The 6,721-nt window shown below is 43.8% G+C and carries 5 protein-coding genes and 1 pseudogene; 3 read left to right on the top strand and 3 right to left on the bottom strand.

The features are described from left to right. Positions 1 to 592: 592 nt before the first annotated feature. Together ACJY2G_RS22320 and rfaH are read right to left on the bottom strand one after the other, a co-directional pair. Complete coding sequence (locus ACJY2G_RS22320) at positions 593 to 1,150, bottom strand: hypothetical protein (RefSeq protein ID WP_439292209.1); 558 nt, start codon at positions 1,148 to 1,150, stop codon at positions 593 to 595. Between the two features lie 289 nt (positions 1,151 to 1,439). Further along, a complete protein-coding gene (rfaH, locus tag ACJY2G_RS22315) occupies positions 1,440 to 1,937 on the bottom strand; it encodes a transcription/translation regulatory transformer protein RfaH (RefSeq protein ID WP_439292208.1) in 498 nt (165 codons plus the stop codon). Positions 1,938 to 2,090: 153 nt separating this feature from the next. Here rfaH and ACJY2G_RS22310 point away from each other — a divergent pair, with 153 nt between their 5' ends. Genes ACJY2G_RS22310 through ACJY2G_RS22300 form a run of 3 tightly spaced genes read left to right on the top strand, consistent with a single transcriptional unit; the run spans position 2,091 to position 4,908 of the window. After that, on the top strand, positions 2,091 to 2,717 hold the full coding sequence (locus tag ACJY2G_RS22310) for a recombinase family protein (protein WP_208952507.1): 627 nt from the start codon (positions 2,091 to 2,093) through the stop codon (positions 2,715 to 2,717). Then, positions 2,718 to 3,476, top strand: coding sequence for a TraX family protein (locus ACJY2G_RS22305; protein ID WP_439292206.1), 759 nt, complete (start codon positions 2,718 to 2,720; stop codon positions 3,474 to 3,476). It abuts the gene before it with no gap. A gap of 49 nt (positions 3,477 to 3,525) precedes the next feature. Then, positions 3,526 to 4,908 (top strand): RES domain-containing protein, encoded by a 1,383-nt coding sequence (locus tag ACJY2G_RS22300; protein WP_439292205.1) that lies wholly within the window; start codon positions 3,526 to 3,528, stop codon positions 4,906 to 4,908. A 321-nt stretch (positions 4,909 to 5,229) separates the two neighbouring features. Here ACJY2G_RS22300 and ACJY2G_RS22295 read toward each other — a convergent pair. Next, positions 5,230 to 6,251, bottom strand: a pseudogene (locus tag ACJY2G_RS22295) (IS110-like element IS5708 family transposase). Positions 6,252 to 6,721 lie beyond the last annotated feature (470 nt).

The following is a 6,721-nucleotide window of genomic DNA, read 5'->3' as shown; positions in this document are numbered from 1 at the left end:
AAATGTATGATTTACTGGAAAGGGACCCGAAAAATTTCAGGATCGCATAATAAGCAGCACAAAAGATTATTATCTGGAAATGCAGGGTGACGAAAGATGATGAACCTGTACATACAGGGACATTAGACTTAAAGGAAGGATCTGGACATAAGGGAATTTGTCGATGCCGTAGGGAAAACGTTTAAGGCAAGACAGCTTTCTGATAACAAAAAATTTTGAACATGAAGAAAATCTTTTCTTTCTTTGGTGAGGGTGAGCTGTCTGAGAGACCCGAGTTCATTGTACGCCTAGCTCACTAATCAACCAAATATGCGGCACTGTGAACAGTAAATCAAGACAGCGTAGAAGCAATTTAATCTCTCAGTAAGTGACAAAAAGGTCACTAATTTCGCTGGACGCTAGAGCCGCAAGCGGTTGCCACCTGTTGACATGTGCCAATATTAGGCTGATAATATTTCTATGGAAGGTTACAGAGATTCAGAAATGGATCGCTTCCCACTGCCGGGTAACCGGTTCGGCCAGTCCGAGGCAACAGTGTTCTGCCCTGTCAGGCATGTTCTGGCAGCTGAGGCCCCCGAAAGGGGGCCGCCACCTAACGATTCCTTACTTCTTTTGGTATTGCCCCATTCCTTGGTTTCTCAGCTGTATCTTTTGCGACTTTAAACAAACTTACTGATTTATTTGGAATTGCTTCGCCTTCCGAACCTGGCCCTGTCCGTGCGAAGAAAGCCGAAAGGATATGCATGCGTAAAAGACGTTTTTCTTTGAAGAACGCGATGCAAATCTTATATGGTTCAACCTGCTGGGTAGCGCTGTTCATCATGTGAAGAGTAAAATACTTTTCTGCCGTTGTTTGATAAATGCTCATGGCGGGCAATTGATGGAGGATCTGGCGAATATGCTTTGACGCTTCATAGCGCTCCATACAAACATTCTTAGCTTCACGACCATCCCGATAGACGACGGGAATATTCCAGTTCGTTAGATCTTTGGCAAAGCAATGCAGGCCATAAGTGACAACAAATTTATAGTCAGCCTTTTCTCCTTTGTACGTAATATCATGAGCATCTAGATGGTTGAGAGAGTAAGTTATGCCCGCATGTTCAAATGGTGCCCAATTCTGGACAGAATCAATCTGATACTTTGCCACTTTTTCGCCCGGTTTTTTTTTTGCATCTTATCATCATTTCGCAATAAAACGCGCCTCCCCCTTGTGCTGCGTGTGTGGTTCGCCGCCATATCTCACGCTACGCCTTTCTCAACTCCTGGCTGTTAACGTCACAATTAAATCATGAAGTTTGGATATAGGGTCTGACGCTTCCAGTGCAAACATTCTCTAGGTTCGCGACATCGTGCCGTTTGGAGGAAAATCAAATGCTCAGAACTCTCAGCAAACTATAATGCAGATGACCTTCTTATTTATTAAATCAGAAGATATTTTAGTTAATTTTTGAAAAATGCTTATTTGGTACAGATTGAAGAACGCTTTGGTTCACCAATTTCAAAAGCAGCATAGAACGAGATTCTCCATCTACTTCCTGGAATATGGCTTCCAGCCCTTCAAAATTTCCTTCAGTCAGCAACACTTTGTCGCCGTTTTGAATCCCAAAACCCTCACTGCTTTGATGCCCAGGAATGCGTTCCATTAACTCGGCCATAAAGCTATCGGTAAGATTCGCCAACTTATTACCAAAGCGAACAAAGTGACTAACGCCTCTAGTTGCTGCGAGAGTGGTCGTATGGATGATCTCAGGGTCAAATTTCACGAACATGTAATTTGGGAAGAGTTGCTCGACGCCGTGTTTGATTTTCCCCTTTACCAGGAGTTGACCCTCAATCACCGGATTGAAACAATGCACACTCTGATTTGTTAAATGTGCCTGTGCTCTACTGGACTGACCACTTTTACAATAAAGCAAATACCATGCTGCGCTCATAATAACCCCGCTGAATTAAGTGCTGTATATAATTACACTTTTAAATGTATACCCAAAAAGAACAATCAAATTATAGCTAAATTCAGCTAAAGAAACTATCTAAATGACACTGTATATCGTGATATAACCTTAATGACATTTTAAGGGGCATTTATGTACATTTTCGGATATCTCAGGGCTTCAACAAAAAGTCAGGATGCTAAAAGAGCACAAAAACGGATGAAGGCATTCGCGGAGGACAATGGACACCGAGTTGCCGCCTGGTATATCGAGAATGAGTCCGGTGCATCGCTTCAGCGGCCCGAACTCATGCGGATGTTGGATGACGCAGATACAGGTGACGTTATCCTGATTGAACAGGTCGATCGGTTATCCCGTTTATCAGAGGATGACTGGGGCGCGCTTAAAACAATCATTAACGCGAAGCAGCTGGCTGTCGTGAGCTTAGATTTGCCTACCAGCCAAATGGCGTTAACCGACAAGAGCGGAAATGATTTTCAGGGGGCGATGCTCCGGGCTATCAACGGCATGATGTTAGACATGCTTGCCGCGATATCACGTAAAGACTATGAAGACCGCCGCCGCAGGCAACGCGAGGGCATTGACAAAGCCAAAGCCGAGGGGAAGTTTCACGGACGCAGGGCTGACGAAGATTTGCATATGGTGATCATGACGCTACGAAAGAGCGGAAAGAGCTTGGCCGACGTGTCCCGAATCAGCGGCGCGTCGCTGAGTACGGTTAACCGGGTCTGTAAGAAACTACGTGAAGAGGCTGAGTAGATGCTCATAGGGCAGGTGAGGGCGGTTCCAGGCTATTTTGATAGAATGTCCCCGTTTAGCATGGACGTGGTTAAATGCGTGGCACTGGTCGCCATGCTTATCGACCATGTGAATGACATTCTGTTGACACCATCTAGCCCACTGCTTTACGCCGTTGGCCGAATGGCCATGCCACTGTTCGCGCTTATCTTTGCGTTCAACATGGCAAAACAGCCAGGCCGTGCACAGGAACTGGCTAAACGGCAATGGAAGTGGGCGATCATAACCCAGCCTTTCTTTGCCTTTGCCTTTTATGACCATCAGCCCTGGTACGCGTTGAACATTTTGTTTGTCTTCGCCGTGTGCAGCCAACTGGTCGCATGGATCTATCCCAGAACGCGGTATTGCTGGATAAAAAGCATTCTGCTTATCGCCATTTTCGCGTGGCCACTCTCACTGGCCAGTTATGGGTTAGGGGGCATTGCCTTTGTGTTGATCTCAGTTCTGATGTTAGCCAGCATCACACCACACAAGGTAGTTCTATTACTTTGGGCTTTATCACTGATCAGTTTAAATGCTGCTTCATTGATGACTGCGCCAATAATTGAAGTGGTCGCTTTCGCCATTTTACCCACGCTGTTTTTACCGCTATTCATGCTCACTTTAACTGATAGCGCGAAAGCAACAGGGAAACGCTTCTTACCGCGGCAAACTTTTTACTGGCTGTACTCCGGGCATTTGATGGTATTAGGAGTAGTTTCAATGCACATGCATAATTGAAAAAATTAATACATACTAAATTACAACTCAGAAAAAAATCAGGATATATATGGACATAGAAAAGGTTATATGCCATCAATGCATTGGTGAGAAATACGTAAAGAATATTGTTAAAAAACATGGGAAAGTAACAGGGCCGTGTAATTATTGCAAAAAAAGGATTAAGAATATTCCTTTATCTAAAGTTACTGAAATCGTGCACCAAGTCTTTGAAAGTTACTTTCAACCTGAAGATGATGACGGCTATTCTAGTATGGATGGAAGCCGTTCTGCCAAGGTGCTTATAGGTGAAGAGTTAATTGTTGATGAAACAATCGCTGATGATATTTATGAATTACTATGTGAAGACTATAATTGGCATACAGATTATGACCCTGCTAGATATAACGATGGGTATATATACTCTAGGCGAGGGTTTTCAATAAATAAATTAGATCATGCTTGGAAGAAAGTGAAAGCATCGCTTAGCGAAGAAGCTCGTTTTTTTAATGAATCTGTAAAGGATTTTTTGGACGAACTATTCTCTGATCTGGATGATTTCCGCATAGAAAACTCAAAGTCTCCCATCAAAACTATTGATGGTGATGTATTTCTTTATCGAGCTAGGGTCTTTGAAAGTTGGGATCAGGTTAATGATGCGTTAAGACATCCAGAACGGAACTTCGGACCTCCTCCTGCTGAACAAGCGCGAGCTGGACGAATGAATGCGCAAGGAATCGCTGTTTTCTATGGTGCGACAACGCCTAATGTTGCTATTTCAGAAGTGCGCCCACCTGTTGGAAGTCATGTTGTAGTTGCTCCATTTGCGCCACAGAGGGCATTAAGAATATTGGATATTTCAGAATTGGATTCATTAGTTTTTAGTAAAGAAAGTATATTTAACCCTTCGACTATAACGAGTCATGAAAAAACAGGATTTTTGAAGCAATTTTCCCGTAAAATGACAATACCCGTATTCGGAAAGCAGCAGGACAATGAATATCTTATTACACAAGCAATTGCTGAATATCTCAGTGTGTCTAAAAAATATCGACTCGATGGAATTAGTTTTCGTTCAACACAGATAAAAAAGGCAAATAAAACGCGCCAACGTAAAAAAGAAGATGGATACAATGTGGTTCTTTTCAGTAAATCCTCTAGAGTTTTAGATTCAGGGTTGGATGAGCGCGCATATAAAGTAAGTCTTCTTAAACAGGTTGCTTGGAGTGATTCTAAATTCAACCCAACAATTCAATTAATTAAAGATGATAAGATTCAAAAAAATCAGTATCACTACCCTTCATCTAATAAATTAATTTCACTAGAACTTATCTCAAACGGATTAACATATTATCATATCCAGGGTGTTTCTTATCAAACCTTTGAAAAAGAAATTGAGCTGTCTCCCCCTGTTGAGAAAAATTCTGAAAATCAGGATATGATTGATTTTTAGAATATTATTTTTTTGGAAATTTGTCCCAGCAGGGGTCCTGCTTGGAAAACGGAAATTATCCTACTATAAGGGCTTCCCCGAACAGTCAACGCCGGTTTTTAATTTCTGTCTGTTCATCAATGAAAGGCAAGGGATAAGACTGCGCTACTATAAACGGTCACGCTGAATCGCTAGTGATTCGGACCCTGATGAAAGACGCTCGTGAGATCCTCCTTCGTTAATCTGATAGTAATATCCAGTAGGATATACAGATACTTCTCACGGGGGTCTAACCCTTTACCATCAACGAGTTACAGTTCAGTTACTACTCAGTTTAATTTTTCACGTTGTTGAATACAGTCTGAAGTCATCGCCGTAATGTAATGATGCCCAGCACAACCTCGCATTCTTGGCGGCGATTGCAACGACAGCACGCCAGTATCCCCGCCTACCATCAACGAGCAGACCCAACGGCTAAACGAGTCCGTTCTATTCTCTGCCCCTACCATTACAGAACGAGCTCCCTGGACCAGTAGGGTTCGCAGATAGGCATCACCCGCTTTTGTTATCCTGCCAAGCTTTGATTTTCCGCCACTACTGTATTGTGATGGCGTTAGCCCCAACCAGGCTGCCAGTTGGCGCCCGTTCTTAAAATCATGGGCATTGCCAATACTGGCGACCAGCGCACTCGCTGTGGTGGGCCCAACACCTTTCAGTTCCATTAACTGCTGGCTGCGATGATCTGTTTTGGCCACACGAGATAATACCCTGTCATATTCGGCGATTTTCTCTTCAATATTAGTGACATGTGCCAATAGATCATCAATGCACAGCCTAACCTGTACTGGCAGAGTTTCCTTCTGGTCAGAAACAACATGACGCAGAGCATCAGTGCTTTGTGGGGCAATAACCCCGAATTCAGATATCAGGCCCCGAAGACGGTTATACGTTGCTGTTCTTTCCTGGATAAATCCCTGTCTTGTCCGATGTAAGCATTGCATTGCCTGCTGGCTTTCGTCTTTGACTGGTACAAAGCGCATATGCGGCCGCTGCACTGCCTCACAAATAGCTATTGCATCAGCTGCATCATTTTTCCCGGTCTTACCCGCCATGCGATAGGGTGAGACAAATTTCGGAGCCATCAACCGGACATCATGGCCATACTGCCTGAATAATCTTGCCCAATAGTGGGCACCCGAGCAGGCTTCCATTCCAATGACACAGGGAGGTAAACCTGCGATGAGTTCAGAAAGTGCTGCACGCGACACCTTGGGTTTAACCAGAACAGCTTTACCATTTTGGTCAATGCAGTGAACAGCAAACACATTTTTAGCAAGATCGATACCGACAGTGGTGATGGTCATAACGAATCCCTCTGGGTCAATGTTTATCCTATGATTGCACGAAAGTTAATCAGGCGCATATCTAGGGGAAGTCCCTTCCATTCGTTAAGCGCTTTGCTCTTAACGGGTGATTTCGTTCCATTGAGCAGAACACCCTGACCGCAAGGGATGTACGAAACTGCCAGGCTGTCCGTATCTGGTTTTGCCTATTTTCGGACAGAGCAACGGCATGGTGTACGTAATCGTTCGGTTTCGGACACAGAAACGCCTTAGCCTCGCCGTTCGGGTAACAACCAAGAACGCTTTGGTTAAAAATTAGTCTTAGCGTGGTTTATTTTCCGTTTTCCATGCGGACCCCATCCATAATTGTGTGCATGCTGCCATCACGGTGCTAATCGACCGGGAGCAGGTCAAAGTTTTACGCCTTGCGTGACCATAGATTGTTTGAAAAACACTCTTAAATTGACCATTCCTCTAAAATGAATTATGAT

This window comes from Rahnella sp. ATs2 (assembly GCF_051851855.1).
Taxonomy (GTDB): Bacteria; Pseudomonadota; Gammaproteobacteria; order Enterobacterales; family Enterobacteriaceae; genus Rahnella; species Rahnella variigena.
Note: the sequence above shows the minus strand (reverse complement) of the source record. Positions and strands in the feature narration are given on the sequence as shown.

What these genes read in the sequence shown, in the direction of transcription:
- rfaH (WP_439292208.1), bottom strand. Translation starts at nt 1,937, where the DNA reads ATGAGCGCAGCATGGTATTTGCTTTATTGTAAAAGTGGTCAGTCCAGT.
- ACJY2G_RS22310 (WP_208952507.1), top strand. Translation starts at nt 2,091, where the DNA reads ATGTACATTTTCGGATATCTCAGGGCTTCAACAAAAAGTCAGGATGCT.
- ACJY2G_RS22305 (WP_439292206.1), top strand. Translation starts at nt 2,718, where the DNA reads ATGCTCATAGGGCAGGTGAGGGCGGTTCCAGGCTATTTTGATAGAATG.
- ACJY2G_RS22300 (WP_439292205.1), top strand. Translation starts at nt 3,526, where the DNA reads ATGGACATAGAAAAGGTTATATGCCATCAATGCATTGGTGAGAAATAC.